Below are 25,817 nucleotides of genomic sequence, written 5' to 3' on the forward strand. Positions count from 1 at the left end.
GGCTTTATGACTCGTTTTTCAGTTTTGTTTGTGTGTTTAGGCAATATTTGTCGCTCGCCAACCGCAGAAGGTGTTTTTCAGCACAAAGTGGAGCAGGCCGGACTGTCTGATCAAATACGAGTCGACTCAGCTGGTACCAGCGCATTTCATGTCGGTGAAGCGCCAGATAAGCGTTCACAACAAGAAGCAAAGAAGTTTGGCTACGACTTGTCTTACATACGATCGCGCAAAGCTGAAGCAAAGGATTTTGTTGATTTCGACCTGGTGATTGCCATGGATTTAGAAAATTACCACAATCTATCACTATTAAAAACAACAGGTTACGACGATAAATTAAAGCTTTTTATTCGTGATTATGCCCCTGAACTTGATATTGAAGAAGTGCCAGATCCTTACTATGGTGGCGCTGAAGGCTTCACTAAAGTCCTTAAAATGATTGAAATTGCAAGCGACAATTTACTGAAAGAAATTCAAGGTAAGCTCAATGAAGCCAAATGACGTACTTGATTTTTGGTTTGGTGAAATCCAGCCGAAAGACTGGTGGATTAAGAGCGATGCATTCGACCGCACGATTCAGTCTAGATTTGGCGACTACCATGCTGCAGCGGCTTTAGGAGAGCTGTATCAATGGCGAAATACTGCCAAAGGTTATCTCGCTGAGATTATTATTCTCGATCAGTTTTCGCGTAATATATTCAGAAACACTGCAGAGGCCTTTGCCTATGATGCTCAGGCTCTGACGTTAGCTCAACTGGCAGTGCAACATGAGCATGACCGCGAACTGTCTCTTTCTGAACGTCAGTTTTTGTACATGCCTTATATGCACAGCGAGTCGAAACTGATCCACCAACAGGCAGTTCCTTTATTTAAGTCCCTTGGCGCGGATAAAGGATATGACTTTGAGCTAAAACATAAAGAGATTATCGATCGCTTTGGACGATACCCACATCGAAATGAGGTGCTAGGTCGCCAATCCACAGAAGAAGAGCTAGAGTTTTTGAAACAACCGGGCTCTTCTTTCTAAACCTGACGTTATAAAGTAAAGATAAACACCCAGCAACATAGCATTGTCGGACGATATTTTAGTATAATGCCGGCAGTTTTTACGATGACTCATTCCATTAACTTAAGACTTATTAGCATGTTAACCACCATTGAACACGATTTAAGCCAATTATTTGGTCAAGCATTTGAAGCAAACGACTTATCTTTCGATTTTGGCAACACGGTCCGCTGTAACCGACCAGAGTTAGGTGACTTTCAGTGCAATGGTGCTATGGCTGCAGCAAAGCAGGGCGCAGGGAACCCTTTCGTTACTGCCGAGAAGGTGGTTGCAAACCTTGCTGATAATGACATCATCAAGAATGTCGAAGTCGTTCGTCCTGGTTTTATTAATATTTTTATTAACGAGAACTACCTTGCGAACAAGCTTGCAGCAGTTTCGAGTGATACGTCTTTTGGTACGGCTGAAGATCTGTCTGAGACAAAAGTCATGATCGACTTTGGTGGCCCAAATGTCGCCAAGTCTATGCATGTCGGGCATCTGAGAACCGCGATTATTGGCGACTCACTACAACGTATCTTCCGCTTCAAAGGTTATACCGTTGTTTCCGATGCCCATTTAGGTGATTGGGGAACGCAAATGGGGATGTTGATCGAGGGTCTTAAGAAGCGTCAGCCAGACCTGCCTTATTTTGATAAAGACTATACAGGGCCTTATTCAGAAGAGTCTCCTGTGACGATTCAAGATCTTGAAACCATTTATCCAGAAGAGTCAGGGCTCTGTAAATCAGACGATGAAGCTGCGGAAAAAGCTCGTCAGGCCACCTTAGAGTTACAGAATGGTCGCGAAGGCTATCGAGCGCTATGGCAACACTTTGTGTCGGTATCCATTGCTACATTGAAGCGTGATTACGGTGAGCTTGGTGTAACGTTTGATTTGTGGAAAGGGGAGAGCGACGCCGACCCATTTATTCCAGCAATTCTTAAAGAGTTAGAAGATAAAAATATCTCGATTAAGGACCAGGGTGCCTTGATTGTTCCTATCGTTGATGATGAGGGCGAGAAGGTAATGCCACCATTGATTTTGCGTAAATCAGATGGTGCAGTGATGTATGGTACGACAGATTTGGCCACGCTGTACGAGCGTGTGTACGAAGACAAAGCTGATATTGTTTTGTATGTGGTTGATGGTCGTCAACAGCAACACTTTAAACAAGTATTCGCAGCTGCTGATCTCATGGGTATGAACAAGACGACAACATACGAACATACCTACTTCGGTACGGTGAACGGCAAAGATGGCAAGCCGTTTAAGACTCGTACTGGTGGCGTGATGAAGCTTCATGACTTGATCCTGATGGCGAAGGAAGAGGCTCGCAAGAAATTAGCGGAGTCAAATTTTGGTGTCGACTTTGATGATGCTGAAAAAGAAGAAATCGCGCATAAAGTCGCGATTGCGACATTAAAATTTGCCGATCTTCGCAACTTCCGTATTAAAGATTACATCTTCGACTTAGAGAAATTTAGTGAGTTTGAAGGCAAAACAGGTCCTTACTTACTGATGCAAGTCGCTCGAATTAAATCTATATTACGCAAAGCAAAAGACATTAACGCTGAGCCTGGTGAGTTACAGGCAACATCCGACAACGAGCGTGCTTTGACGTTTAAGCTACTTGAATTCAATGCTGCGATGGATAAAACCATCGACAAACGTGCGCCACACTTCTTGTGTGAACACCTCTACAACTTAGCGCAAGAGTTCAGTTCATTTTATCAAAAACAACATATCCTGAAAGAAGCCGATCAAGACAAGCGTGCGAGCTTATTGAAATTATCAGCGGTATGTCTTAATCAGCTGGAAATGGGCCTAGAACTATTAGGCATTGAAACATTAGAACGAATGTAATTGTTAAATATACAAATATTACCAACTGTTCTTTTGAAAAAAGATTAAGGTTCGTTAAGATGGCTCTACTATAGAGCCATTTTTTTGGTGTAACGAAAACTTATGAACAAAGAATTATTGAAAGAGCAGGCTTATATCAACGGACAATGGATTTCTGCAGATACTACGTTTGAAGTGGATAATCCTTTCGATAACGGCGTTATCGCCTCTGTAACTGACTGCACAAAAGAGCATGCTGAGCAAGCTATTCAGGCAGCAGATACAGCCTTCAAGTCTTGGTCAAAAACCACTGCTAAAGAGCGCTCTCAACTCTTACATACTTGGCATGACCTTATTATTGAAAATGTTGAGGATTTAGCTGAGTTATTAACCATTGAACAAGGCAAGCCTCTAGAGGAAGCAAAAAATGAAATCCTGTATGGCGCTTCTTATATCAAGTGGTTTGCTGAAGAAGCGCTTCGAATTAATGGCGATATTTTGCCGTCGCCGGATGGTGATAAGCAAATACAGATTCACAAATTACCCGTGGGGGTTGTCGGCATTATTACTCCATGGAATTTTCCACAAGCAATGATTGCCCGTAAAGTGGCGCCAGCATTAGCAGCAGGGTGTACCGTTGTCATAAAACCTGCAGCAGAAACGCCCTTGTCGGCTTTGGCCATGGCTGAGCTTGCCGATCAAGCCGGTATTCCTAAAGGCGTTATTAACCTAGTGCCAACAACATCCTCATCGGAGATAGGCCAAGTTCTAACATCGAGCTCAGTCGTTCGAAAGATATCGTTTACAGGCTCCACAGCAGTCGGCAAAAAACTGATTGCTCAGTCCGCAGAAAATGTTCAAAAAGTTACTATGGAGCTAGGTGGTAACGCTCCGTTTATTGTTTTTGACGACGCTAACATTGATGATGCCGTTGATGGCTTAATGGCAAGTAAGTTTAGAAACTCTGGGCAAACGTGTGTTTGTGCTAACCGTATTTTCGTGCATGAGACTTTGTATGAAGAGTTCATAAAGCGCTTAGGCAAGAAAGTATCGGCTCTAGAGCTCGGTAATGGGTTAACTGATTCTGTGCAGATTACGGCCCTCATCAATCAACAAGGCATTGATAAAGTCCTACGACTGATCAATCAGGCTACTGAGTCTGGTGCTGAAATCTTAGTTGGCGGGAGTGTCAGTAAAGAGTTTAAGAATATTATTCAACCGACTGTTCTCTCGAAAGTGAATAAAGATATGGATATTGCTTGTGAAGAAATCTTTGGTCCAGTTGTGGCTCTGATTCCATTCAGTGAAGACGATGAAGTAATTGCTGCCGCTAATAGTACCAGCGCCGGCCTTGCTTCATACGCTTATACAGAAAACCGTCATCGTATTAAGCGACTCGTTCAAGACTTAGAGTACGGCATGGTTGGAATCAATACAGGCAAGCTGTCTAACGAAATGGCACCATTTGGTGGCGTTAAAGAGTCTGGCATGGGCCGAGAAGGTTCGAAGTATGGTATTAGCGACTACTTGGACATAAAGTACGCTTGTATTAACTAATCTTGACTGTATGTTTTAGCCAATAAAAAAGCCCCTAACTAGGGGCTTTTCTGTTTTGTTAACCGACCTATTTTTTATAGTTAAGTTTATAAGCTGATCGTAAGCCCATAAATAAGCTGACACACATCAGTAATAGGACGATAGTGAAGGGCAGTCCCACTGTGACAGCTGCAGCTTGCAAGGCTCCCAAAGCTGCTGCACCGCCACCATATAGTAATACTGCGGCAATCACACCTTCCATTGTGGCCCAGAACACTCGCTGTGTTACTGGTGCGTCTAATTTACCGCCAGCAGTAATGCTATCGATAACCAAAGAACCAGAGTCAGATGAGGTGATGAAGAACACTAACACCAGAATAATGGCGATTGTTGAGGTAATGGTTGTTAGCGGCAGATTCTCGAGCATCTGAAATAGAGCTAGAGAGCTTTCACCAATACCATCTGCCAGCTTGCCGACTTCGTTTTTGACTTGCTCAATACCCGAGCGGCCAAAGACGGTCATCCAAACCGCGGTTAGCAGAGTAGGGATGATTAGTACCGCTGATACAAACTGTCTTACGGTTCGGCCTTTTGAAACACGAGCAATAAACATACCAACGAATGGTGACCATGAAATCCACCAAGCCCAATAGAAGATGGTCCAGCCTTTATAAAAGCCCTGATCTTCACGACCAATCCAATTACTCAGAGGAATGACATTTTCAGCGTAGCTGACCAGTGTTTTACCAACGCCACCTAGCAACATGACGGTAGAGCCCGCTACAAAGACAAATATCATAAGGATTGCAGCGAGTGACATATTGATATTACTTAAGACTTTAACGCCGCCATCTAAACCTCTGACAACTGAGAAGATCGCGATTACGGTCACCCCGAAAATAATCGCGAGTTGAGTCGTGATGGTGTTAGGAATGCCTTCATATAAAAAGTGAAGGCCGCCTGCTGCTTGGCTAGCACCAAACCCTAACGATGTTGCTAAGCCGAAAATTGTAGCTAAAACGGCTACCGTATCGATCACATTACCTGTCGCTCCCCAAACGCGATCACCAAAAATAGGGTAGAAGGTGGAACGAATGGTTAGGGGTAAGTTACAGTTGTAAGCGAAAAATGCTAAGGATAACCCGACAACTGCGTAGATACCCCATGGGTGTAAACCCCAGTGAAACATCGTGGCGCCCATGGCTGCTTCTTCTGATTCAGGAGCGCCAGGCGGTACATTGAATGGTGTTGCGCCATCGCTTGTAAAGTAACCCACGGGTTCTGCGACACTGAAAAACATCAACCCAATGCCCATGCCAGCAGCAAATAGCATTGCAAACCATGAGAGTAATGAAAACTCTGGCTTAGCTTGCTTACCTCCTATACGGACACGCCCCAAAGGTGACAGCAAGAGGAACAAACAAAAGAGGACAAATATATTCCCCGCAATCATAAATAACCAATCAAAATTATTGATTGACCAGCCTTTTGCTGCTTCATAATAATCACTTGATTGCTGAGGAAAGAGAAGGGTGAGGATGACGAAAAGAACAACGAAAAATGCGGACGCAAAGAAAACAGGGTTGTGTAAGTCCATACCTAGGACTTCGACATTATTCTCCCCAACAGTATGGTCTGCATCGTATTTTTCGTGTAATGGGTTGCTTTTTGAATTGTGCTCTTGAACAGAGTCACTCATGAATCCCCCTTAGAAATAGTAACCAATATTAATGTTTAAACGTGAACGCCATTTTTCTGGGCCTTCATATATACCAATGCCTGGGCCGCCAGCGAACCACATATTCTTACCCGCGATCCAATCTACATAGGTATACAATCCGTCTTTTATTAGAGTACAGCCCGTAACGTTTTGAATCGAATCTGTTAGGCCAGGTTTGTTTTGTGTCGCGGTATAAGTAAAGTCGTTATAACAAACCACTTTATCCAAAAAGTCATTGCCGACTTCAAAAGTTTTGGCGAGATTAAAGCTAGTGACATTGGCTTCAGCCGCAATCTCAAAAGGGAAGTCGAATGCTGACATAGCAATTCGATTGTTTTGCGTTTGAAGTTCTGGCGCAGCCTCAAAGTCGTAGTAAATATGCTGAAGCTGTAGATTCCAGCTATCGAAATTACCATCAAAGTGAACCGCAGCGGCGACATGGTCACCTTTTTTACCGGTAGTACGGTTACGGAACTTGCCCGCCTGAACGGAAGCTCCTATAACATGATCCCCCCATTGATATTGCGCACGAAAATTACCATGCCCATCTTCTTTATTGTCGCTGCCATCGATACTGGCAACATCGAAAGAGTAGCGTCCATATCGAGCAGAGTCATCGTATTCGCTATTAAAGAAATAGGCCGTATCGAATGTCCAGTCACCGGTTGTTTTAGTCCACTTAGCGCCGGTATCATAGTCATCTTCAAAACCTAAATAGTAGGTTCCACCAAACCAAAAACCATGAGATGCGTAAGGGCTAATACCAAAAGGAACTTGTGATACACCCACAGCTAAGCGATTAGATTCATCGAAATTGTAGCCAACTTCAGCGTGATGAACTGCATTAAAGGTTTGATAAAAGCGGAACTGAGAATCGACGAACCATTTACCTTTAGTGATATCAACGTCAACAGCAAACAGCTCAAAATCAAAAGCACCATCGCTGTCATCATCATAATCTTTCCAACCGTAGTTAAGACGAACAGCTCCGCCTAATTCAACATTGGTTTCGTCACTAAAAGCAACTGTCTTTGTAGGGATAAATAAAACACCAGATAACATAAGAGTTACAGCTGTAACTTTAGAAAACATAAGTCCTCATGTCTGATAAACAATCTTTATACTATACTGGTAAGAGCTCCAAATTTAAACCTAATCACACCTAAATATGCGCATAACTTATATTATGTTAAATCATGTTTTGTGTAAAGTATCAAGACTTGAGTTACAAAGTCACCTGTTTCTTGTACAAACAAGACAAAGTTGTCTTATAGTCCAAGACAAAGTGTATAAACAAGAAAATGTTGATGTAATATGTACGGAAGATGATAAAAGTAACAATAACAACTTAAAGTTGATGTTTAGACTTAATGGTATGGAAAAAAATCAGTTATAATCGACAATTGTTTGCGAATAATCAAAAATCAATTTTTCTACCTCGGGAGTCATGGCTTCCTCAAGGAATTGCGTAGTTAAAAGCAGCTCCTCGTTATCTTGTTTATTAATTTTATAAAATAAATGCATACAATATATAAAAAATATTTCTGTAGAGATTTCTAGATCTAAATATGGCTGCTTATACTTCTCTGAGGTTCTAGTAAACAGCTCCCATACTTCTTTGGAGTAATTCTGTAGTCGAAACCCTTCTCTATATGCCTTCGGGGCAAAATAATTTGATGTGCTACATTTTTTTCCTTTATGTTTTACATCAAATAAGTCATAACCTCTAAGTAAATTTTCAATATCTTTTCTTGACCGTAGCCCAGGCACTCTCTCTTCTTGTGCAAAAAACCTTGATATTAGATGTGTTTTCCGAGATTGCTTTAACCACTTTCTTTTATCATTTAGTTCCGGCTCACCTAACAGTACAGATATAACTTTAACTCCGTTCGCTCTTACTTTATTTGTTAAGCTTTTTAGCAACTCTAATTCATTTATACCCAAATATTGCGCTTCATCAATAATAAATATTAATTTCTTCTCCGGTGTATCAATGGCACGAGATGTAAAGAGCTTAACAAGTCTGTTCTCATTGTCAGTTACACCTCCTTTAATATGACTCGTGTCAATCTCCTCAGCCCAGTTAAACTTGTTTAAAAGTGATTTATAAAAATTGTTTGGCGATTTTTTATAATCTTTCGTGTCAGCTATATATGAGAATATAGGGACATCTATATTGAATATTTTTGCTTTGTTAATTTTGATATACTCTATTGCTGTGCTCTTCCCTACTCTAGGGTAAGACCAAAGTACGCCTCCTGGGATACTATATGTATACCAGTATAGTATTTTATTGATTACAACATCGATAGTAGATGTTGGTAATATTAGTTCACCTGTATAGAATGGATGTGTGCTATCTATGTTCATAAGCTATCAAAAATATCAAAGCTGGGATAAGTGAAAGTACGTTTTGTCTTTTCTTTTTGTGGTTTATTTATATTAGTTCGTTGCGCTCTGTCTATTTCACTTTGCTTTAATTTTTTCACAACATTTTTCTTTTGTTGATTTAGTTTCTTAGTATGTGCCAATACAGAACCTACATAGTCATATGCATCAAGTTCAATTTCTTCAGTGCTTAGCAACTTATTAATTAACTCTCTATCGTAATAGGAGTGCCTTTTGCTCCATTTATTCTCTACAACAAAGTCACATAACTCCTCTCCATTAGATAAGTAGACCTTCAGTGTTCTTAGATCCAATAAGTTGTAAATGACATTGACCTTTTCGCCATAGTAACAATACGCTAGTTCGACATTTGTTGGATAATATTTAGCTCTTTTGAAGTTTATATGAGGCGGGCGAACTTGGCTCTCGGTCTTTCCTCTTATAGTTGCCTTTAACCTTCTATTTAGTAAGTCGTATACTGCATCTGTTTTAATTTTCCTGTATGGGAGAATATTTAATTCTGAATATTCTTTGATATAGTTGTTGGGGGACATGCAAATTGATGAGTGCCATTTATTGTTGTATTCCGAAATAGATTGCTCTATTAACTCCTTTATAAACTCGTAAGTAATTTCATTATCTCGCGCAAATTTATCAGGCTTGCACCGTTTTGGACTAGAATGCTTAGAGCCTAGGCTTGATGGTAATATGTCAGATGATTTAGACCGAAGTGTCCCAAATACGCGCTCCACAACTGCATTTCCTTTAGGTCTTCCTCCAGGATTTAATCTTACAGTAGCGCCAGTGGCACGGCTTAACTTTTCAATTAATTGAGGTGAGCGGTGTGACATGTGGTTATCAAGCGCTATCAAGTCAAAAGCTATACAAGAAGATAAATTGCTACCAATCACATCCGTGTGGACTGTGTATAACTCCTCTCCTGTCAAAGAGTTTATTAAACAGTAAATTAGATCTAGCAACCGGTAATTTGAGTTCAGCGAAAATGAGTAACCGAGAATTTTTTTGCTTGCCACATCGATAGCAAGTATTAACCAAAACCTGTAGATTACTAATGCTTGCCCACTGTATGGGTTGTATGTGCTGAGTAGGAATGCAACATCTTCTGAGTGCCCATCAATTTGAACTATTGCAAATGGTCGCTTTGATTTTGGTAAAACCCCTTCAATACTACTACTAACGTCCTGAAAAGCTCTAAGATCATTAGCAATATCAATTGAAACTCTATTGTGCGTGTCATCTATTATATTGTGCCTTGAAAGGTTTTTGCAATATTGCCGAAGTGACTCCCGCCCCTTTGTTTTAGTGCACAAAGGATACTCACTATCTGAGAGTTTTAACTTTTTACATAGAGAAATAAATGATCTGTGAATATTAGTTAATGATAGTTCTCTAAACTTAACACCTTCAACTCGTTTGCCAAGGTAAAGCTTTTCAATGTGCTCCTTTAATTCAGGGTAATCAATTATTAACTTCTTGAAAGCTCCTTGATAACCTTTATTGGACTTTTTAGTGTAACTCTTGACTCTTTTGTATGGAATTAAGCCTTTGAATCCAACTTTTACTCCGTATCTATCTCGACTTTCACACCTTTCGATCAATCTAATTAAGCTATTTCTAGCTATCCCAGTTACTTTTTGTATCGCTGAATACTTTGAACCTGAAATACGCATCAAAACTGCCTTTTTCCTATTGCAGTAAATAGATTTATTACTTTTACTAAGAGATGCTTCGTCAACACTTGGCCAATCATCTGTTGAGATGTTCATAGCTATACACTTATTTGAGTTCTATTGGAAAGCTGCGCGCTTTGTAGATCAGTTTGTACCTTTCCTTCTAAAGCTAATAAGAAAATGTGAGAGATGATTTCTTGGGTAGAGTAGTCTGATTTAAGTTCAAATAAGAATTCTTCTAAGGACTTATCATATATAGCAGAGCATAATGACAATATTCGTTTGATAAGAAGAGTATTTTTTGAAAGTGTAATTAAAAATGGATATATTTCTATCCAATTTTGAATCAATGTACTTTGATTTCGCAAGGATTTTTCTGTTATTACTTTTAAGCTAACCCCCTGCTTTTCTATTAATCCATAAAACTTATGCAGCCTCTTAGGCAGTGTAACACCATTATATTCTATTAGATGCTTTGACTCTTTAACTTCTATTATAGCCTCCTCTCCATTTTTATTTTTTATCCAAGCATCCATTGTGTAATATTCTCCATTTTTTTTTGCGAGCCTTGGAAATTGCTCACATGCCGAAGTAATGTCATGATCAATCTCTATAAGTAGCCAGTTATAGTACTCTAGTCTGGATTCAAGAGTTATTAAGCGCTGCAGCTTAATGCTATATAAATAGTAAATATCATTGGATATAACCCTCCCCTTGCTAATCTTATGTGGGGTGACCTGTCCCCAATAAAAAGAGTATTTATGATTAGAATATTTCATAAGGATACAGGGAGCTAACATATGCTTTAATATCTATTTGATAAATGTAACATTCGACGCTATTTGAAATTTTTTCTAGTTCAATTAATTCGTTAAAACGTCTATCTACAAAGTCCATTGGCCTCTGATCAAATATGTATAGCTCAACCCTTCTTCCTTCCGTAACAAAAAGATAAAAAAATATGTAGTCGATATATGGTCGTCTTAAAAGCTTCTTAGTAAAATATTTCTCATTAATTAATGCATCAAAGTAGGCCAGTCTTAGATAGGTTGTTAGCCTCTTCCTTAATAAATATGGCACCAATTTTTTATATTTAAATATTATCGGATACTCTATATCCTTTAAGTCAGTTCTCAGCCGGAGAGCTAAATCCTTATTTGACAGAATTTTTTTTTGAAATTCTGTTGCTCTATTTTTATATCCTAATTTTTCTTCGTTTGTCAGATTGCTGTTTTCTATCAAGCTATAAAACTTGCGTATGTAAACCCTTTCAAACTGACGCAAAATATTATTAACACACAATTCTAGCCATTCATTAGTATTTATAAAGCTTTGATCTAATGGAGCAATTTTAGAGTAATCAATAGATGTGTATATATAAGGCTTTCTAAGTACAATACTCATCCAAAAATAATATTTTTTTATGTGAAACAATAGCTTTTTAAAGTTACAACTTCCTAGGATGTTACAAATGTTGACATTAACCACATTAAATAACTCATTATCCTTTACATGCCGGTTTATATAATTTTTAAAGGGAATAACTTCTTTTAGTATTAGCTTTTTGAAGTCTTCATCTGGTAGAAATTTGTCTTCGTTAAACAGGGTGTATTTACACTTTGTGCAATAAATTACCCCTGACTTTCTTGTCAAATCCCTAGACTCGCATGAGGGGCATCTTGTTGTAAGTACGCAACCGTGGATTAAGCAAAGTCTAAAATAGCTGTTATGAAAAACAGCATGGAAGTTGTGCATTGCACATTTAGGGCAGAAATAGAATGGGCTAATATTTTCAGGCCTAAGAGCATGAGAGGTGTTAAAATTCCTTGTTCCAATGTAATCAATTTTATATAAAAAATATCTGCTTGGTTGAAGATTAAAAACTTTTATAAGGTTGGTAGAGTTACCACTTAAAAATGGTCTGTTAGAACGATTGGGTTTAATGCCAAACAGTTTTAAGGCATCTTGGTATTCTAACTTATCTATATAAGATAGTTTGTATATTACTGAAATTATCGATTCAAATGGATATAATAAATTTTTATTTACGATAAACATTATCTATCCCCCAACCATAAATACTTAACTACATAAATACATATAAGTCCTTATAAATCAACAAGATAAGTTTGTTATAATAAATATAATAAATACCAAGTAGGTAGTAATACCGTGTAAAAATAAGTGGTTATAACTAAATTAATGGTAGTAAATTTTTTGTCTATAAAACTATATTTTGTGGATGAAGTCTCATTTATAAGTTCTTCATAAATCAATGTTAAGTTTCTTCAAGGCTATATCTTTATATACCTACCAGTTTTCCTCATCTATTTCTGGCGGCGGTACTTTTTCTTGAATACTGACTTCAAGATTTAAAGAAGACAAAACCATAAATAGTATGTCGAGTTTTTTGCTTTCTCCACCACGCTCTAAATTTGAAATAGTAGCTTGCCGTAAGTTGAAGGTTTTAGCTACATCAGATTGTGAAAGATTTTTCTTTTTTCTAAATCGTCTAATAGCCTGCCCAAGTTCTAAGGCTGAACGCGCTGTTATTATCATGCTTCCCCCCTACTAAGAAAGCCCAAACTAGTAATATACGGATTAGAGTATAGTTTCATTTTATACGGTTTTCAGTATAAAGAAAAGACATGCGAATCAAAGTAAGAAAATAATTCAATTTGCGTTGACTAAAATGTCTTTGCTCTAAATTACTCGAAAAGCATACGTTAAAAGTCATTTATAAGTAGGCCGGCATTAACTCTTGATGAGGTATGGTCAAGATTCGTGACAATTCGACCAAAGTCTTAACTATAAGAAATATATCGAATACCCCAATGAAATCAAACCAGATTTTGTGCTCTTGACACACCCGTTGTTCAATTATTTTTTGCATTTGTTATATCTATGCTTTCAACTTATAATTTTACTATGCACTTCAGTATCGATGATACGCTTAAATTATGTATGTAATTAGTCAACTCGCAAAACTTGCAGGCGTGAATGTTGAAACCGTCAGATATTATGAGCGGTGCGGGTTAATTGCACAACCGGAAAAGCCCGCTAAAGGTTATCGTCATTATCCTGAAGCGACTTTGAGTCGCATTCGATTTATTAAACGAGCTCAAGAGCTGGGATTTTCTTTGGATGAGATCGCTAACTTACTGATACTCGAAGAGTCCTCTTGTCAAGAAGTACAAAGTATAGCCAGCCACAAACTTGCCAGTATTCGTGACAAAATGGCCGATCTACGCCGTTTAGAATCTAGTCTGAATGATTTACTGAAACAATGTGCAAATAATTCTGAACAGACGCATTGTCCGATTATTACCTCCCTTCTTCCACACAATAAATAAAAAAATCGCCAAATCTCTTGACTCCGTACTTGGATACGGAGTTTATACTATTTGCCATTAAATCATTTAAATTGAGTAAACCATGACAAAAAACAATTCCAGTTTACCATTAGCTGGCGGTATTGCAGCTGCTATTGGTGCGGGGCTTTGTTGTGCTGGGCCCCTCGTTTTGTTGTTACTGGGAGTTAGTGGCTCTTGGATTGGCAATTTGACCTTGTTGGAGCCATACCGTCCCATTTTTATCTTGTTGGTTGTGGCTTTGTTTAGTTTTGCAGGCTGGAAAGTATACCGACCTCTAGAAAACTGTGAAGCAGGAACCGCTTGTGCAACACCGCAGGTGCGTAAACGTCGCCAAATCATTTTCTGGGGAACCGCGTTCATTGCATTAATATTGGTTACGAGCAATTACTGGATCATGTGGTTTGCTTAAGCCGTTGATTGAATATCTTACTGTAACACTTGGAGACAATGATGAAGAAATTCGCTCTATTATTCCTACTGTCTGTGCTTAGCTTAGGTGCACTTGCCAAACAGCACACTGTTATTCTTGAAGTCCCTACTATGAACTGCGTGACCTGCCCAATTACGGTGAAAAAAGCCTTGCAACAGGTTGAAGGCGTTAGTAAAGCTAAAGTCACCTTTGAAGATAAGTTGGCTGTGGTGACTTTTGATGATGAGAAAACGACAGTGCAAAAGCTAACAGAGGCTACAAAAAATGCTGGTTATCCTTCCTTAGTTAACCAAACTATGGGAGAAGGCTGATGGATAGCCTACTCAGTTTTCTTACTCGCGTTGGCGATAAAATCAGCTCATTAGGAGCTGTGGTGGCTGCTATGGGCTGTGCTATGTGCTTTCCTGCCATCGCCAGCTTAGGTGCGGCTATTGGACTAGGTTTTCTCAGTCAATGGGAGTGGCTCTTTATCAACACACTTTTACCCATCTTTGCTTGGGTTGCTCTAATAATTAACGGCCTTAGCTGGTTTAGTCATAAGCAGTGGTATCGTAGTTTATTTGGTATGACAGGCCCGATCCTATTGTTGCTATCGCTTTACCCATTCTTTCAATATGCTTGGAGTACTTACGTGACATACTCGGCCCTGACACTGATGGTGGCGGTCTCGCTCTGGGATATTTTTTCACCAGCGAATAAACGTTGTAACGATGAAGATTGTGCAATTCCCGACGACAACACTCACTCAAACTAATAATGAGGTCTTTATGAGTAAATTTTCCATCTATGGCATGACTTGCGAAAGTTGTGCCCAACATATCGAAGAGGCTTTGATCATAATTTCCGGAGTTAACAAGGTCAGCGTTTCTTATGCGGAATCCAGTGCAGTCGTTGAAGCAGATCCTAGTGTTCAGGAACAGGTGCTTATCAGTGCCATAAAAACGCTCGGATACGGCGCGAAATCTGTCGCTGAAGGATGCTGCGATAGTGACAATGTGACTGATAAAAAGTCACTGCATGTTGCTATTATCGGTACTGGCTCGGCTGCTTTTGCATGTGCTATTAAGGCCGCTGACAATGGTGCTCAAGTCACACTTATTGAAGCTGGAGAAGTGATTGGTGGCTGTTGTGTAAATGTCGGTTGCGTACCTTCAAAAATATTGATCAGGGCTGCGCAGCTGGCTGAGCAACAGCGCAATAACCCATTCGAGGGCATAGAAAACCTTGAGCCCTCTCTAGATCGTAACTTGTTGGCGAAACAGCAAACTGCACGTGTTGATGACTTGCGTGCAGCTAAGTATCAGCATATTCTGGATACTAACCCGTCATTATCGCTAGTGCGTGGTCATGCATCTTTCAAAGATGCTCATACTTTGCTCATCCGTCATAAGGATGGTTACGAGCAAGAGCTGGTTGCAGATCGATTTTTGATTGCTAGCGGCAGCCAAGCGTCCATACCTCCAATTTCAGGCCTAACAGACACTCCTTACTGGACTTCAACGGAAGCTCTCTTCGCAACTGAGTTACCTGAGCACATGATAGTGATAGGTTCCTCCGTCGTCGCTGTGGAGCTGGCTCAAGCCTATCGTCGACTGGGCTCAGAGGTCACTATCCTAGTTCGTAACACCTTATTGCTACGCGAAGATCCAGCGCTGGGAGAAGGTTTAACCACAGTCTTCAAACAAGAAGGTATTCGTGTACTGGAACATACTCAGGCCAGTCAAGTATCTTATGAAGAAGGTAAATTTATTCTCGATACCGACCAAGGAGAAGTCCGTGGCGATAAATTATTGGTAGCCACAGGTCGCGCACCCAATACAGCTAACCTTAATCTAGACGTTGCTGGTGTCGAAACAGAAGCCAATGGAGCGGTCGCTGTGGACAATCAGATGCGAACATCACAGCCACATGTTTATGCTGCTGGTGATTGTAGCAACATGCCGCAACTAGTTTACGTTGCAGCAGCTGCTGGGAGCCGTGCTGGGATCAATATGACTGACGGTGAAGCACAATTGGATCTGTCCACCATGCCTGCCGTGATTTTTACTGAACCACAGGTCGCAACGGTAGGATTGTCGGAGCAAGAAGCACGTGAGCGTAACATTGAAACCGCAAGTCGAGTGTTACCATTGGAGAACGTCCCCCGAGCATTGGCTAACTTTGATACAGAGGGTTTTATCAAACTGGTGGTAGAGGCAGACACCAAGCGTCTGATTGGTGCCCAAGTATTCGCTCATGATGGCGGTGAGATCATCCAGAGCGCCGCACTGGCGATTCACAACCACATGACGGTCGATGACTTAGCAGATCAATTGTTTCCTTATTTGACTATGGTGGAAGGACTGAAACTTTGTGCGCAGACCTTCAGTAAAGATATTAAAGAACTGTCTTGCTGTGCTGGGTAAGCTTTATCTTTCGTCGGAAAAGATATTTATGAGTCGGCTTTTGGTTTCAAGTGGTACGGTACTACCAATGTACTGCATATTTCTTCGTGGAAAGTTTCTTCAGTAACTGTTTGAGAGCTAGCCTCGAGCAAGATATTTGGCCACAACAGGAGATGTGATCATCTGAATTACTGCAAAGAATGTGGCTGGTATTACTATTTCTGATGGCAACCCGGATGCAGCCACAAAAGCCGCTGCAATGCTAAATTCTTTTTTGCTTACAGTAAATAGGTATGCGATGACTTCCGGTCGGTCTGCCGTTATAAACCGTGAAGCCATTCCAATAAAGTAGCCACAAAGATTTAGACTTAAAGCTGCTCCAGCAATTACAAAAGCATACCATCCATAACCAATGATGGTTTCTGCATTGGGAGCCACTACCGCAAGTAATATTACAAGGTAGAAGACTGACCCAATTCCTGCGTAAGTCGAATCATGCTGTGAAATAATCGTCGGAAACTTGGTGCGTAAGGTTACACCGAGAATTGTAGGCACTAGAACAACCAGAACTAACTCCAGGATGATGGAAACGATAGGGACTTCTAGCTGTATTCCTGTCAGCCACAGAAAAAAGAGCGGAACTATGAAAGGAGATAAGGCTGTATTGACCGCATTGAAAACGGCGGCCAAGGCAACGTTTCCACGAGCCATCAGTACTAAAAGAGGAGAAGATACATCTGTTGGCAGAGTGCCAAGCAGAGTTTGGCCTGTAGCAAGCAATCCGTTTCCAAAAAAAAGGCGACCAGTCAAGAAGCCTGCAATTGACATCGGGCCATAGACTAGCACCATTGCCAAAAACTGCCTTGACGGTTTGCGAAAGACTATTCGTACGGCATGTGCATCAAATGTAAGGCTGATCACAAACATCAGAATCGCAAGTAAAGGGGCTATCGAAGAGCCAAGGTACTTCCCGGATTCGGGGAATATCAGGCCAACACCAGCTACAATAATCACAAACCAAACAAGATTTGATTCAACGAAATAAATTAATCGACGCATAAGTCAAGGGTACCAGTTACTGAGTAGCCTCAACAACTCCAGCTAGTAAACCTCCGGCAAGCCATATAATTGCAAATACGACCAGAAATGACATTACCTTATCAATTAGTGACTTCTTCTTTTGTTTCTGCTCCTGATCATTGTTTTTGTCATGACTCTCCTTGTTCGATCTATGCCATAGCCAGAATAAACCTAGATTAATGGTAAGGAATATTCCATTGAGTATTGATTGATAATTGAGTTTAAAAAACTCTCTATCACCCGGGGGAACGGTAGCTTTAAAGTCTGGCAGTAACCCCAAAAATGCTAGGACATAATGCATAACGAGAGCAGATACGGTAATGGCAATGAGCATCAAAATGAGAATATAGAGTGCCATTTTCCAGCCATAGTACTTTGCATTGATACGCAGTACTGGCAGCACCACAAGGTCGGAAAATATGAACGCCATGACTGCTGCGAATGTTACACCCTGTCCAAACAGTACGGCGGCAAGGGGGATGTTACCCATAGAGCCTATAAAAGTAAAAAAAGCAGCCAGCGGAGCTACCAAGGTTTGCAGCAACACTGAACCAAAATCTAGATCCGCGTTACCACCAGAACCAACAAACAATGCTTGAAAGAAGCTGCTAGGAACCATTGCAGATATAACGCCTGCTACCGTGAAGCCGATTAAAACATCACGCCATACCATTCGCCACTCCATGACATAGTTTTTACCTATACTCTGCCAACTACGATAACTTGTCAGTTTCTGTTTCCAGTTTTGACTATTATTTTCAGACTGTTCGGCATTGCCTTGTTGATGCTCACGTGCTTGTGCTTCTAGCCGTTTAGGACGTGTTATTCTAATAAGCAGCCAGGTTACTAGAATCAGTAACAGCCCCCCTACATATTCACCCACAACAAATTGCCAGCCTAGAAAAATAGCGATTACCATCCCTAATTCAATGACAAGGTTGGTCGAAGCCAAAAGGAAAGCCAGTGAAGGAGCAAGGCCAGCGCCTTTATTAAAGATGGTTCGAGTAGTCGAAAGCGCGGAAAAACTGCATGAACTGGATATAAAACCGAAGAAGGTTCCTAGAAACATACTGCGTGGGCCGTCTTCTCCCATCGCCTTTTGCATCCGCTCTCGGGTGATTAGCACTTGAATTAAACTGCTGACTAGGTAGCCAAGGATAAATGCCCAAAGCGCCATCCAGAAGAAGCCCAGACTGGTCACTACTGCTTCATTCCAAGTATCTAGAAACTCTTGCATTATTCAGCTACCTCATTAATTCTAAAAGCAATAAACTAACCCTAATAACATCGTATATATTGAGCCAGTTAAGTCCAGCCCCCTCCCCTTTGTAACCGTATCAGGGATATTAGAATTCTAACCTCTTTGAAATGGTCACAATTAGTCCGAATTTATTAAGTCTTACTCTCCGAATTACAAAGCTTGGGGCTCATCGCGGCATTCCTCATTACTCATTTCAAGCTCAATGGTCGTATGTTCTAAATTAAACTCACTCAATCGTTCTGCTATGGACTTTTTTAACTCCAGTTGTTGTTGAATAGACAGTGCCTCTTGTAAAGCTAGATGAGCAGTAAGTACATGATGCTCTCCATCTAAAGACCACAAGTGCAGGTGATGGATACTGTCCACTTCTTCAAGTTCTATTAAGGTCTTATAAACTGACTTTGACAGTTCTTTGTCAGGGATTGCCTGTAAAAATAACCTTATAGTGTGCCAAAGGTTTTTAGCAACATTAATTAAAATATAGAGAGTGAAAAGAATCGACAAAGCTGGGTCAAGAATGGGCCAGTCAACAAAAAGAAGTACGATGGAAACGATTAAAACTGCAACCCAACCCAGTACATCTTCCAATAAATGCCAGTTGAGTATACGCTCATTAAGAGTTTTGCCTTTACTTAATTTATAAGCCGCAAACCCATTAACTAGCACTCCAAAAACGGCTAAGGCGATCATGCCCTCAACCATAGGCATTTCTGGTTGCAGAAGTTTAGGAATAGCTTCTGTCAGAACCCATGCAGAGCCAATAATCAGAACTAGGCCATTAATAAGAGCTCCAAGCAGTGATAATCGGCGGTAACCATAGGTAAACTCTGAGTTTGAACCTTTCTCACTAACTTTACTAAGAAACCAAGCAAATCCAATGGATAAACTGTCGCCAAGATCATGGACTGCATCGGCCATGATGGCGGTACTATTGGTTAAGATGCCTCCTATAAACTCGATAATGGTAAAGGTGACATTCAGAAAAAATGCCCATCCTATACGATTATTTGAACCTTGAGAATGTGAATGATCATGCATATAACGTTACCTCTTGCGGGGCTCTATCCCTTCTTTAGGATTTAATCTTCAATATACGAAAACCACCTGTTAAAACAATTAAGCCAATGATAAAGCCAATGATTAAGTCTGGGTATTGCGACCCCGTCCATGCTACCAACCCCCCAGCAACAATAACACCAAGGTTGGCGATGACATCGTTAGCAGAAAAAATCCAGCTTGCTCTCATGTGAGCGCCGCCATTTCGCTTTTTGGCAATTAAGATTAAGCACCAGACATTTGCTACCAAGGCAATTAAGCCAAACACCATCATAAGGTTTGACTCAGGCTCACTCCCTTGAACCAGTCTCCTCACAACTTCTGTTAATACACCCAGAGCTAATAAAATCTGTAACCATCCTGATATATGCGCTGCACGGAGTTTTTTTCGGACGCCATGTCCAACGGCGTATAGTGCCACCCCATACACTGCTGCATCGGCAAACATATCCAATGAATCAGCTATCAATCCGGTCGATTGTGCCCACCAGCCGATAACAAGTTCTGTAATAAACATCACTGCATTAATAGCTAATAGCATTTTAAGTATCCCAGCTTCCTCTGCTTCTTCATTTTGTGCCGTCAACCTTGCTTTATGGATAATCTCGCTGTCCACAGCGTTGGTTGATTCCAATCTAGCCCCAAGTCCAAGAGACGTTATCCGGTCTTCTACCATGTCCCTGAGTTCAAGGTGATGAAACACTCTAACTATGCGTTTAGGTGTATCAAACTCGAGGATTACACTTGGCTCAAGACTGTCCAGTGCCATTCGGATCATGCCTTCCTCTGATGGGCAGTCCATTTTAGGAACGTGGTATTCGCTTACATGTGCCCCTTCAAATGACTTATCGTCGTTAGTAATATCTTGTGTTTTATCTGTAGCACCGGCTTTGCAGTCACGGTTACATTTCTGGCTCATAGGTATACCTTGTATTAATGGACACCAGTAGTTTAAACTCTCTAGTCACTATAGAGTCAAGTGCGAAACTCAGATATGAAAATTGGTGAACTTTCAACATTAACCGGGTGTTCGGTTCAAACGATACGTTATTATGAAAAAGAACACCTTCTTCCAAAAACTCAGCGGAGTGAGGGCAACTTCAGGCTGTACGATGATGCATCAGTCGAACATTTATTGTTTATTAAGCGTTGTAGAAGCCTTGATCTTAGTTTATCTGAGATCCGGCAGTTATTAGAGTTAAGGTACTCGCCTAATGCTCCCTGCGATGAAGTCAGCCATATGCTTTCGTCCCATATTAATCATGTCCGGGCACGGATTGAAGAATTAATCAATCTGGAAGATCAACTGGCTTCACTTCTACACAGCTGTCCTAGTCAGGGAACTGTGAAAAAATGCGAAATCCTGAAAAATTTAACCGCGACGCAAAAAATCATGAGTTAATAGCACTTTTTAACGCGGTAGATCCTATTCCAATATAGAAAGTTGCCGGCTCCTAAGGGGAACCGGCAGACAGTTAGTTAAGTCGTTAGTGTTTTTTCCTTCAGTTTACCTTTTGAAAACCAGGCAAACAAAACGGGTAGAACAAACAGGGTTAAAAATGTGGCTGTTATCAACCCGCCTACGATAACGCTGGCTAGTGGCTTTTGTATTTCTGCGCCAACGCCATTTGATAACAACATTGGTATTAAGCCTAACGCAGAAGTCACCGCTGTCATTAATACTGGTCTAAGCCTGGATACAGCACCATCAAATACGGCTTCGCTAACAGGTAAGCCATCCTTGATACGCTGATTGATACTTTCAACCATTACTACGCCGTTAAGTACCGCAACGCCAAACAGAGTAATGAATCCGACAGAACTGGGTACCGATAAATACTGTCCTGAAATCCAGAGTGAAAATACCCCGCCAATAACGGCCAGTGGTACATTTACTAGAATCAGCATAGCCTGACCGATAGATGCAAAGGCAAAATAAAGCAACAAGGCGATAAGCGCCAGCGATAATGGCACAACCAACGACAAACGTTTTTGTGCTCGCTGTTGATTCTCGAATTGTCCGCCTATGTCCACGGAATAACCCGTCGGCAAATCAACCTGCTCAGCAATGGCTGTACGAATGTCTGCAACCACACTGCCCATATCACGTCCCTGCACATTGGCCTGAACGACTACTCTGCGCTGAACATCGTCTCGGCGTACCTGCGGTGGGCCGGAAGCAATATTCACAGAGGCCACATCGCCGAGGCGAACCCAGGCTCCTGAAGGTGCCTGCAAACGAAGGTCAGCGATAGTGTCACGATCTTGACGAAAGCGTTCATCCAGTCGAACATAAATATCATAGCGTTCGTTACCATTGATGATTTGTCCAGAGCTGGCGCCGCCAAGTCCATCACGCACCACTTCCATGACATCCGCCACGTCGAGCCCATAACGAGATAGAGCTCGGCGATTAGGCTTCACAACCAATTGAGCTTCACCGACAATTTGCTCCATGGCAACATCGCGAGCGCCCTCGACTTCTTTAACTACAGCCTCTATTGCCTGTCCCTTTTTAGCCAACACATCAAGTTCTTTGCCAAAGAGTTTAATCGCCAGTTGTGCTTTAACCCCCGACAGCAGCTCGTCCACACGGGTCGCAATCGGTTGTGAGAAATTGAACAGTAAGCCTGGATGTTGCTCGAGTTTTTGCTCCATCAGTGATTGAAGTTCATAACGATTATCAGCGCTGCTCCATTCCGCCACAGGCCTAAGACCAATATATATCTCGATATTGTTCACTGGTTCAGGATCACCGCCAATTTCGGCACGCCCAATACGTGACAGCGCATAAGTGACTTCGGGGAACTCCATCAGCATCGCTTCAAGCTTAGGCGCTACTTCGAGCGCAGTATCTAGGCTGGAGGAAGGAGCTAGCGTTACCCTTAGGTTAACCGTTCCTTCTTCTAGCTCAGGCACAAACTCGGTACCCAGGCGCGGTATAACCAGTGCCGTAGCAATCACCATCACCACAGAAATACCCACCACGATTTTTCTGTGGTTCATGGCCCACGACAAGCCCTTGCGATAGAGTCTATCAAGTGGTTTCAAGACGAAACTTTCCCGTGGTCGTATCCCTTTGCGAAACAAATAGGTGGCCAAAGCTGGGACTATGATTAAAGCTACAATCACTGCAGACAACATAGACAGCATGATACTGATAGCCATCGGCTGGAATAGTTTGGCTTCGACCCCTTCAAAACTGAATAGCGGCATGAACACAACTAAAATAATTGCTGTAGCAAAAAATATGGGTCTTGCTACCTCTCTTCCAGCCTCTTGTAAGCGTAAGGGAATGCCATGATTATCATGGGAAGCATCAACAGGATCGGAAGTGTTGTCCCGAATCATTACCTGTCTATCTTTATCATGGGTGGCATCGGGATGGGTCAAATGTTTGAACATGTTTTCGACCATCACTACGGAACCATCCACGAGCATACCAATGGCTACAGCAATCCCCCCCAGCGACATTAAATTCGCCGAAATACCGAACCACGCCATCACCATCAAGGCAATACCGATGGAAATTGGGATTGAAATCAGCACTAGTAATGTGGCACGCAAGTTCATTAGGAACAGCGCCAAAATAACGACAATGAAGACAAACGCCAGTAATAGAGCATTGACAACAGTATCAACCGCTTGCGTCACCAGGTCAGCCTGATCGTAATAAGGCTCAAACTTAACTCCTTCCGGTAACGCCTGATTAATACGTTCGACACGGGCATTAACCCCATCAATGGTGCTTTTAGTATTGGCTCCTAAACGTTTTAATACAATACCAGAGACGACTTCCCCCAGTTCCTCAACCTTTCCATCAGGGGTTCTGCGTGTCATGGTCACTGCCCCTTGGCGGATTTCACTCCCCAGACTCACTTTGGCCACATTAGATACTGTGATAGTAGTGCCATCGACTGTTTTCAGGGGGACTTGGCGGAGCTGTTCCAGCCCTTGCTTGCCATGATCGAGCCAGCCGGTACCTCGGATCACTAATTGCTCCTGGCCACGATTCATATACCAACCTCCAACATTGGTATTGTTTCGCTCCAGAGCCGCCATGATGTCGTTCTGCGTTAGACCGTAAGATAATAGCTTTGACGGATTCAAATCGACCTGATACTGACGCACCTCGCCGCCGAAGGACAGCACATCGGTCACGCCTTCGGCTGGGATAAGCAATAATTTTACCACCCAGTCATTTAAGCTGCGTAGCTCCATTGCATCGAAGCCCGATCCGGATTCGGCAACCAGTAAATACTGATAGACCTGCCCCAGCCCCGAAGTATTTGGGCCCATTTCTGGTGTACCAACGCCTTCAGGAATCAGCTCTTTAGCAGCTTGAAGTCGCTCGAATACCAGTTGTCGGGCAAAATAAATATCGGTTCCTTCTTTGAAAACCACGGTGACGCCAGACAAGCCAGTCTTTGAGATAGACCTTACTTCTTCTACGTCAGGCAAGGCGTACATCACTGCTTCAATCGGGTAGGTTATCAGCTGCTCAACTTCTTCAGCAGCCAAGCCAGGAGCTTCGGTGTTGACCGAGACCTGAACGTTGGTAACATCTGGAAATGCATCAAGATTCAGCCTTGGAATAATAAAAAAGGCACTGACCGTTAGAGTAATAAGCGCAATCGCAACCAGCAAACGGTTAGTGACCGCCCAATCGACAATTCGATTAAACATAGAGTCTCCTTAATGCTTAGTGGTTATGGGGATCAAAACCGCCTTTGGCGATTTGTGATGCAACAAAAAAGGCACCATTGGTAACAATACGCACACCTGGCTCAATGCCTGTGATTTCACGTAATGCCCCCAGCGCACGTCCCAGTTCTACCTCTACTGGACGGTATTTACCGGAACTCACTTCGACATAAACTGCCCAGTCGCCATCGGGGTTACGCATCAGAGCGGATTCCTGAACTGCCAATACAGGTTTTTCAGTACGGAAGCGAAAAAAGACCTCAGCGAACTGGCCTGGATGCAATTTATGCTCCCGGTTATTCACCAACAGGCGTACCGTTCGAGTACGAGTCACAGGATCGATGGTGTGCGCCTCCTGTGACACTTTGCCCTGAACACGTAAATCACCGGCAACAATGTCCGCTAATGTTCCAACGGGAAGTGACAGTGAACGATCTGCGGGCAGATGAGCCTCTACCCAAAGTTGTTTCTCATTGGCCAGTTTAATCAGAGGAGTACCAGATTCGACCCTTTGCCCCTGCTCGAAGTCGTCAGATAGCACAGAACCATCCGTTTCGGCACGTAGGGTGTATTGTCCCAATGCTTTAATATCTTGTGATGCCAGAGACTTCAAATCTGATTCAATTAACCCATAGGCCTGTAAGGTCGCACGAGCCGCTTCCCAGCTGGCTTTGGCACGGATATATCGTTGTTCTCCAACGGTTTTGCGGCCAAGCTCCCGGACTCGTTGCCACTCAGGCCAAGCGGTACGATAGTCTGCCTGTGCTTGCGCGACACTCTCGCTGAACAGGGTAACCAGTGGCTGCCCTTGCTTGACGTGGTCGCCTAGCGCAACATGACGGCGCAATACTACTGACGGTACTCTCGGAGATACTTGGTAACTGGTGTAACCATTGGATAGGATCTCACCCGGTGCGTAAAATTCAAAATTTACCTTCTTTGCAGTAAGGGTGCCAACTTGGATATCAGCAAGTGTCATTTGAGAAGTGCTCAGTGACGCAGAATTAGCGGTTTCTCCATGGCCGCGTTCATCTTCCTTGCCATCGCCCTCACTATGTTCATCATCATGGCCTTCACTGTCGGAGCTGCCGTTAGGGTGATTTTCCTTATTGGCATGACTTGCATCTTCATCACCCGCGTTAGGTTCGTGCTCCTGATGGGAAGTGCCTTCCTCTTGTTCGTGAACCTCTGAAGCAGACGTGGTTTTGTCATGCACATGTTTTGAGCCACTTGTAATTTCGGCATGCGCTGGGTTTACCGTAATAATTCCAGCGCCCAAAATAGCGATCAATATTTTGTTCATATT

General features: G+C 42.0%; 23 protein-coding genes. 10 read left to right on the top strand and 13 right to left on the bottom strand.

Annotated features, from left to right (window positions below; translation table 11 throughout):
* The first annotated feature begins 6 nt into the window (after positions 1–6).
* The 4 genes from KFK88_RS09820 (at position 7) to KFK88_RS09835 (ending at position 4,444) form a co-directional block, all read left to right on the top strand.
* The gene (locus tag KFK88_RS09820) at positions 7–498 is read left to right on the top strand and encodes a low molecular weight protein-tyrosine-phosphatase (RefSeq protein WP_223579102.1); all 492 of its coding nucleotides are present in this window, start codon (positions 7–9) and stop codon (positions 496–498) included.
* On the top strand, positions 485–1,024 hold the full coding sequence (locus KFK88_RS09825; protein ID WP_223579105.1) for a DUF924 family protein: 540 nt from the start codon (positions 485–487) through the stop codon (positions 1,022–1,024). The genes KFK88_RS09820 and KFK88_RS09825 overlap by 14 nt, the downstream gene beginning before the upstream one ends.
* Positions 1,025–1,141: 117 nt before the next feature.
* The gene (gene argS, locus KFK88_RS09830; RefSeq protein WP_223579108.1) at positions 1,142–2,908 is read left to right on the top strand and encodes an arginine--tRNA ligase; all 1,767 of its coding nucleotides are present in this window, start codon (positions 1,142–1,144) and stop codon (positions 2,906–2,908) included.
* A 102-nt stretch (positions 2,909–3,010) separates the two neighbouring features.
* A complete protein-coding gene (locus KFK88_RS09835) occupies positions 3,011–4,444 on the top strand; it encodes an NAD-dependent succinate-semialdehyde dehydrogenase (protein ID WP_223579111.1) in 1,434 nt (477 codons plus the stop codon).
* A gap of 67 nt (positions 4,445–4,511) precedes the next feature.
* Here the strand turns inward: KFK88_RS09835 and KFK88_RS09840 are convergent, their stop codons facing one another.
* The 7 genes from KFK88_RS09840 to KFK88_RS09870 form a co-directional block, all read right to left on the bottom strand.
* Positions 4,512–6,122, bottom strand: a complete 1,611-nt coding sequence (locus tag KFK88_RS09840) for a BCCT family transporter (protein ID WP_223579114.1) — start codon at positions 6,120–6,122, stop codon at positions 4,512–4,514.
* Positions 6,123–6,131: 9 nt separating this feature from the next.
* Positions 6,132–7,235, bottom strand: coding sequence for a hypothetical protein (locus tag KFK88_RS09845; RefSeq protein WP_223579117.1), 1,104 nt, complete (start codon positions 7,233–7,235; stop codon positions 6,132–6,134).
* Between the two features lie 294 nt (positions 7,236–7,529).
* Positions 7,530–8,513 (bottom strand): ATP-binding protein, encoded by a 984-nt coding sequence (locus tag KFK88_RS09850; protein ID WP_223579119.1) that lies wholly within the window; start codon positions 8,511–8,513, stop codon positions 7,530–7,532.
* Positions 8,510–10,318: a hypothetical protein gene (locus tag KFK88_RS09855; RefSeq protein ID WP_223579122.1), complete on the bottom strand. Its 1,809-nt coding sequence runs from the start codon at positions 10,316–10,318 to the stop codon at positions 8,510–8,512. The genes KFK88_RS09850 and KFK88_RS09855 overlap by 4 nt, the downstream gene beginning before the upstream one ends.
* 2 nt (positions 10,319–10,320) lie before the next feature.
* Positions 10,321–11,001 (bottom strand): PDDEXK family nuclease, encoded by a 681-nt coding sequence (locus KFK88_RS09860; protein ID WP_223579124.1) that lies wholly within the window; start codon positions 10,999–11,001, stop codon positions 10,321–10,323.
* Entirely contained in the window at positions 10,988–12,280 is a 1,293-nt protein-coding gene (locus KFK88_RS09865; RefSeq protein WP_223579127.1) for a hypothetical protein, read from the bottom strand. The genes KFK88_RS09860 and KFK88_RS09865 overlap by 14 nt, the downstream gene beginning before the upstream one ends.
* A 252-nt stretch (positions 12,281–12,532) precedes the next feature.
* The gene (locus tag KFK88_RS09870; RefSeq protein WP_223579130.1) at positions 12,533–12,781 is read right to left on the bottom strand and encodes a helix-turn-helix domain-containing protein; all 249 of its coding nucleotides are present in this window, start codon (positions 12,779–12,781) and stop codon (positions 12,533–12,535) included.
* Positions 12,782–13,182: 401 nt separating this feature from the next.
* Between KFK88_RS09870 and merR the strand changes: the two genes are divergently transcribed.
* The 5 genes from merR to merA all read left to right on the top strand — a co-directional run bounded on the left by merR (position 13,183) and on the right by merA (position 16,431).
* Complete coding sequence (gene merR / locus KFK88_RS09875) at positions 13,183–13,575, top strand: Hg(II)-responsive transcriptional regulator (protein ID WP_223579133.1); 393 nt, start codon at positions 13,183–13,185, stop codon at positions 13,573–13,575.
* An 82-nt stretch (positions 13,576–13,657) separates the two neighbouring features.
* Positions 13,658–14,005 (top strand): mercuric transporter MerT family protein, encoded by a 348-nt coding sequence (locus tag KFK88_RS09880; protein ID WP_223579136.1) that lies wholly within the window; start codon positions 13,658–13,660, stop codon positions 14,003–14,005.
* A gap of 41 nt (positions 14,006–14,046) precedes the next feature.
* Positions 14,047–14,337, top strand: a complete 291-nt coding sequence (gene merP, locus KFK88_RS09885; RefSeq protein ID WP_223579970.1) for a mercury resistance system periplasmic binding protein MerP — start codon at positions 14,047–14,049, stop codon at positions 14,335–14,337.
* Positions 14,337–14,780 carry an organomercurial transporter MerC gene (merC, locus tag KFK88_RS09890; RefSeq protein WP_223579139.1) on the top strand — a complete coding sequence of 148 codons (444 nt, stop codon included), beginning with the start codon at positions 14,337–14,339 and terminating at the stop codon, positions 14,778–14,780. Before merP ends, merC begins: the two co-directional genes overlap by 1 nt.
* A 13-nt stretch (positions 14,781–14,793) precedes the next feature.
* Positions 14,794–16,431, top strand: a complete 1,638-nt coding sequence (gene merA / locus KFK88_RS09895) for a mercury(II) reductase (protein ID WP_223579141.1) — start codon at positions 14,794–14,796, stop codon at positions 16,429–16,431.
* A 117-nt stretch (positions 16,432–16,548) separates the two neighbouring features.
* Here the strand turns inward: merA and KFK88_RS09900 are convergent, their stop codons facing one another.
* From KFK88_RS09900 to KFK88_RS09915, 4 genes are all read right to left on the bottom strand, one after another.
* Complete coding sequence (locus KFK88_RS09900; protein WP_223579144.1) at positions 16,549–17,469, bottom strand: bile acid:sodium symporter family protein; 921 nt, start codon at positions 17,467–17,469, stop codon at positions 16,549–16,551.
* Positions 17,470–17,485: 16 nt separating this feature from the next.
* Positions 17,486–18,727 carry a permease gene (locus KFK88_RS09905; protein ID WP_223579146.1) on the bottom strand — a complete coding sequence of 414 codons (1,242 nt, stop codon included), beginning with the start codon at positions 18,725–18,727 and terminating at the stop codon, positions 17,486–17,488.
* A 174-nt stretch (positions 18,728–18,901) separates the two neighbouring features.
* Complete coding sequence (locus KFK88_RS09910; RefSeq protein ID WP_223579148.1) at positions 18,902–19,789, bottom strand: cation diffusion facilitator family transporter; 888 nt, start codon at positions 19,787–19,789, stop codon at positions 18,902–18,904.
* A 34-nt stretch (positions 19,790–19,823) separates the two neighbouring features.
* Complete coding sequence (locus tag KFK88_RS09915) at positions 19,824–20,726, bottom strand: cation transporter (protein ID WP_223579149.1); 903 nt, start codon at positions 20,724–20,726, stop codon at positions 19,824–19,826.
* A gap of 75 nt (positions 20,727–20,801) precedes the next feature.
* Between KFK88_RS09915 and cadR the strand changes: the two genes are divergently transcribed.
* Entirely contained in the window at positions 20,802–21,209 is a 408-nt protein-coding gene (gene cadR, locus KFK88_RS09920; RefSeq protein WP_223579151.1) for a Cd(II)/Pb(II)-responsive transcriptional regulator, read from the top strand.
* Between the two features lie 77 nt (positions 21,210–21,286).
* On the opposite strand, the gene KFK88_RS09925 is transcribed toward cadR, so the two are convergent.
* The gene (locus KFK88_RS09925; protein WP_223579153.1) at positions 21,287–24,493 is read right to left on the bottom strand and encodes an efflux RND transporter permease subunit; all 3,207 of its coding nucleotides are present in this window, start codon (positions 24,491–24,493) and stop codon (positions 21,287–21,289) included.
* Between the two features lie 16 nt (positions 24,494–24,509).
* Positions 24,510–25,814, bottom strand: a complete 1,305-nt coding sequence (locus KFK88_RS09930) for an efflux RND transporter periplasmic adaptor subunit (protein WP_345252512.1) — start codon at positions 25,812–25,814, stop codon at positions 24,510–24,512.
* Between the last annotated feature and the right edge of the window lie 3 nt (positions 25,815–25,817).

Source organism: Kangiella taiwanensis, assembly GCF_020005165.1.
Taxonomy (GTDB): Bacteria; Pseudomonadota; Gammaproteobacteria; order Enterobacterales; family Kangiellaceae; genus Kangiella; species Kangiella taiwanensis.

What these genes read in the sequence shown, in the direction of transcription:
- KFK88_RS09820 (WP_223579102.1), top strand. Translation starts at nt 7, where the DNA reads ATGACTCGTTTTTCAGTTTTGTTTGTGTGTTTAGGCAATATTTGTCGC.
- KFK88_RS09825 (WP_223579105.1), top strand. Translation starts at nt 485, where the DNA reads ATGAAGCCAAATGACGTACTTGATTTTTGGTTTGGTGAAATCCAGCCG.
- argS (WP_223579108.1), top strand. Translation starts at nt 1,142, where the DNA reads ATGTTAACCACCATTGAACACGATTTAAGCCAATTATTTGGTCAAGCA.
- KFK88_RS09835 (WP_223579111.1), top strand. Translation starts at nt 3,011, where the DNA reads ATGAACAAAGAATTATTGAAAGAGCAGGCTTATATCAACGGACAATGG.
- KFK88_RS09840 (WP_223579114.1), bottom strand. Translation starts at nt 6,122, where the DNA reads ATGAGTGACTCTGTTCAAGAGCACAATTCAAAAAGCAACCCATTACAC.
- KFK88_RS09845 (WP_223579117.1), bottom strand. Translation starts at nt 7,235, where the DNA reads ATGTTTTCTAAAGTTACAGCTGTAACTCTTATGTTATCTGGTGTTTTA.
- KFK88_RS09850 (WP_223579119.1), bottom strand. Translation starts at nt 8,513, where the DNA reads ATGAACATAGATAGCACACATCCATTCTATACAGGTGAACTAATATTA.
- KFK88_RS09855 (WP_223579122.1), bottom strand. Translation starts at nt 10,318, where the DNA reads ATGAACATCTCAACAGATGATTGGCCAAGTGTTGACGAAGCATCTCTT.
- KFK88_RS09860 (WP_223579124.1), bottom strand. Translation starts at nt 11,001, where the DNA reads ATGAAATATTCTAATCATAAATACTCTTTTTATTGGGGACAGGTCACC.
- KFK88_RS09865 (WP_223579127.1), bottom strand. Translation starts at nt 12,280, where the DNA reads ATGTTTATCGTAAATAAAAATTTATTATATCCATTTGAATCGATAATT.
- KFK88_RS09870 (WP_223579130.1), bottom strand. Translation starts at nt 12,781, where the DNA reads ATGATAATAACAGCGCGTTCAGCCTTAGAACTTGGGCAGGCTATTAGA.
- merR (WP_223579133.1), top strand. Translation starts at nt 13,183, where the DNA reads ATGTATGTAATTAGTCAACTCGCAAAACTTGCAGGCGTGAATGTTGAA.
- KFK88_RS09880 (WP_223579136.1), top strand. Translation starts at nt 13,658, where the DNA reads ATGACAAAAAACAATTCCAGTTTACCATTAGCTGGCGGTATTGCAGCT.
- merP (WP_223579970.1), top strand. Translation starts at nt 14,047, where the DNA reads ATGAAGAAATTCGCTCTATTATTCCTACTGTCTGTGCTTAGCTTAGGT.
- merC (WP_223579139.1), top strand. Translation starts at nt 14,337, where the DNA reads ATGGATAGCCTACTCAGTTTTCTTACTCGCGTTGGCGATAAAATCAGC.
- merA (WP_223579141.1), top strand. Translation starts at nt 14,794, where the DNA reads ATGAGTAAATTTTCCATCTATGGCATGACTTGCGAAAGTTGTGCCCAA.
- KFK88_RS09900 (WP_223579144.1), bottom strand. Translation starts at nt 17,469, where the DNA reads ATGCGTCGATTAATTTATTTCGTTGAATCAAATCTTGTTTGGTTTGTG.
- KFK88_RS09905 (WP_223579146.1), bottom strand. Translation starts at nt 18,727, where the DNA reads ATGCAAGAGTTTCTAGATACTTGGAATGAAGCAGTAGTGACCAGTCTG.
- KFK88_RS09910 (WP_223579148.1), bottom strand. Translation starts at nt 19,789, where the DNA reads ATGCATGATCATTCACATTCTCAAGGTTCAAATAATCGTATAGGATGG.
- KFK88_RS09915 (WP_223579149.1), bottom strand. Translation starts at nt 20,726, where the DNA reads ATGAGCCAGAAATGTAACCGTGACTGCAAAGCCGGTGCTACAGATAAA.
- cadR (WP_223579151.1), top strand. Translation starts at nt 20,802, where the DNA reads ATGAAAATTGGTGAACTTTCAACATTAACCGGGTGTTCGGTTCAAACG.
- KFK88_RS09925 (WP_223579153.1), bottom strand. Translation starts at nt 24,493, where the DNA reads ATGTTTAATCGAATTGTCGATTGGGCGGTCACTAACCGTTTGCTGGTT.
- KFK88_RS09930 (WP_345252512.1), bottom strand. Translation starts at nt 25,814, where the DNA reads ATGAACAAAATATTGATCGCTATTTTGGGCGCTGGAATTATTACGGTA.